Consider the following 2,138-nt stretch of genomic DNA (forward strand, 5'->3'; position numbering starts at 1 on the left):
AACTCAAATGATTTACTACTTTCTTATATGTGGTTTTTATTGGGAACACAAGATCTAAAGGAAATGAAAAAGTTTATCACATATTATGAAAACAGATTTATACTTCCCCAAAACGCTCTTTTATCCATATATCTTTTTTTAAAAGAGGATCTAAAAGCTTTAAAAATAGTTAAAAAAAGGTTAAAAAACAACCCACAAGATTTTGAAATTTTGATCATTTACTCAGATCTTCTATATAATTTAGGCAAATTTGATGAAAGTGAATATATAAAATTTAAAACATATAAAAAAATGAAAAAAATCTATAAAAAAAATAAAGATATTTTAAAAGATTTTAATTTTTTCTACAATTTTTTAAGATTATCGATGCATTATAGTTCTGATCAAGAGATTCAAAAACTCTTTGCTTACGCAGATAAAAATTTTGATGAAAAATTTAATCTTAGCTCAAAAGTTAATTTTTTTCTTTTGCACAATATTTATGATCCGGCAATTTTTTATATCAATAGATTTAGGATAAAAAAATGAAAAAATTTTTCATATTTATATTTTTAATAACTGCCATTTTTGCAGCAAATAATACAAAAAATATCTCAATAAAAAGAAAAAATTTTTTCCCAGAGCCCTGGATGTTATTAAATATAGCAATTTATGAGTATGATAAAGAAAAAATGAGAAAAATATTGGAAAAATATACAGGCAAACTTCCTCATAGAGACGAAATAAACTCTCTTTATATCCTTCAAAAATATGACGAAAGCAAAGAAAATAGTTTTAAATATCTTGATATATATAAAGATGATTTTTTATTATATAAACAGTATTTAGATATCATTCATGAAAATAGCAGCAATTTAAAATTATACTCAAACTATATTGATAGAGGAGGCAATCTAAAATATTTTGAAAATAAAATCGATTATATTAGAGAGGTTAGTCAAAAAAAATATATTCTTTTTAATTTTTCATTAACCAATTTTAAAAGCTATAAAAGAGACGAACTTAAAAATGTAAAAGATAGATATCAAACTATTGAATTTGGTTATAAGCAGTTTACCAATAGAGGCTTTATAAAAATTATGTCCGGGCTAAATAAAGGTATAAAAAACTATTTTTCCTTTTCTTTGCAATATCTAAATAGATGCACAGATAAAATAGAATCTTCCTTAAATTTAAATATAGGTAAAAAAGCTGATGAATCAATTTATACCCTTTTGGCTGGTAAAAAAAACTCTTTAGAAATATTTTTGACATATAAATTTGATAATAAAAAATATATAGAAGCTCAAATAGAGAAAACTTTTTATAAAGATCAAGAGAATGTAAATATAGGTGATAAAAATCAAATTCAATTTACATTTATAAATAAAATAAGAGTATCATATCCAGATTTTAGCTTTAAAAGCTATTTAAAAAAATCAAACTACAACAAAAAAGATATAACAAATCTAATACAACATATAAGCAATTATGAAAATCCTCAATTTTTACCAGATACAAATAGTGAAGTTGGTGTAGGATTTTTTTTCGGATATGATCATAAATATAGATATACAAGATATTGGAAACCCTTTGTAGATATTACAATTAGTTACAACACACTAACAAAAAGTGGATATTCTGCTGATTTAGGCATTGGTGGGCCTCTTTTTAGAAAAGATAATATAAGTTTTAGTTTCTCTTACTCAAGCGAATTTTCAGGTATAAATAGAGCGTTTTTAAAAAGTTCCATATATTATATCTACTTTTTTTGATGGTGCGGCAGAGAGGACTCGAACCTCCACGGGATAACTCCCACAAGGCCCTCAACCTTGCGCGTCTACCAGTTCCGCCACTGCCGCTTAAGTTTTGTTTAAGTGATTTTATCAAAAAGGAAAGAAGTTGTCAAAGGCAAAAAGCCTTTGACTTAAAATTAACCTAAAAATGGGTTTGCGTAAAGCGCGATTAGAGCGATAACAAGAGTATAGATAACTTGCGCTTCGATCATCGCCAAAGCGATAAACATTGTTGTCATCAATTTACCGCCAAGACCAGGATTTCTAGCGGTTCCCGCAATTGTAGCCGCCGCAGTATGTCCCATACCAAGACCGCCGCCTGCCGCTGCAATACCTAGACCTATACCAGCCGCAACAACGCTG

3 protein-coding genes and 1 tRNA gene are annotated in these 2,138 nt (G+C 27.4%); 2 read left to right on the forward strand and 2 right to left on the reverse strand.

Going from position 1 to position 2,138, the window contains the following annotated elements:
• On the forward strand, positions 1 to 528 hold a 528-nt coding region (locus AC30RD_RS08720), incomplete at its 5' end, for a tetratricopeptide repeat protein (protein ID WP_489494116.1).
• Entirely contained in the window at positions 525 to 1,754 is a 1,230-nt protein-coding gene (locus tag AC30RD_RS08725; RefSeq protein WP_489494118.1) for a hypothetical protein, read from the forward strand. The genes AC30RD_RS08720 and AC30RD_RS08725, both read left to right, overlap by 4 nt.
• Here the strand turns inward: AC30RD_RS08725 and AC30RD_RS08730 are convergent.
• Both AC30RD_RS08730 and atpE read right to left on the reverse strand, forming a co-directional pair.
• Positions 1,755 to 1,841 (reverse strand) — tRNA-Leu (locus AC30RD_RS08730).
• A gap of 71 nt (positions 1,842 to 1,912) precedes the next feature.
• Positions 1,913 to 2,138 (reverse strand): ATP synthase F0 subunit C (atpE, locus tag AC30RD_RS08735; protein ID WP_489494120.1); only part of this gene is annotated, 226 nt, incomplete at its 5' end.

The organism is Nitrosophilus sp., assembly GCF_982775275.1.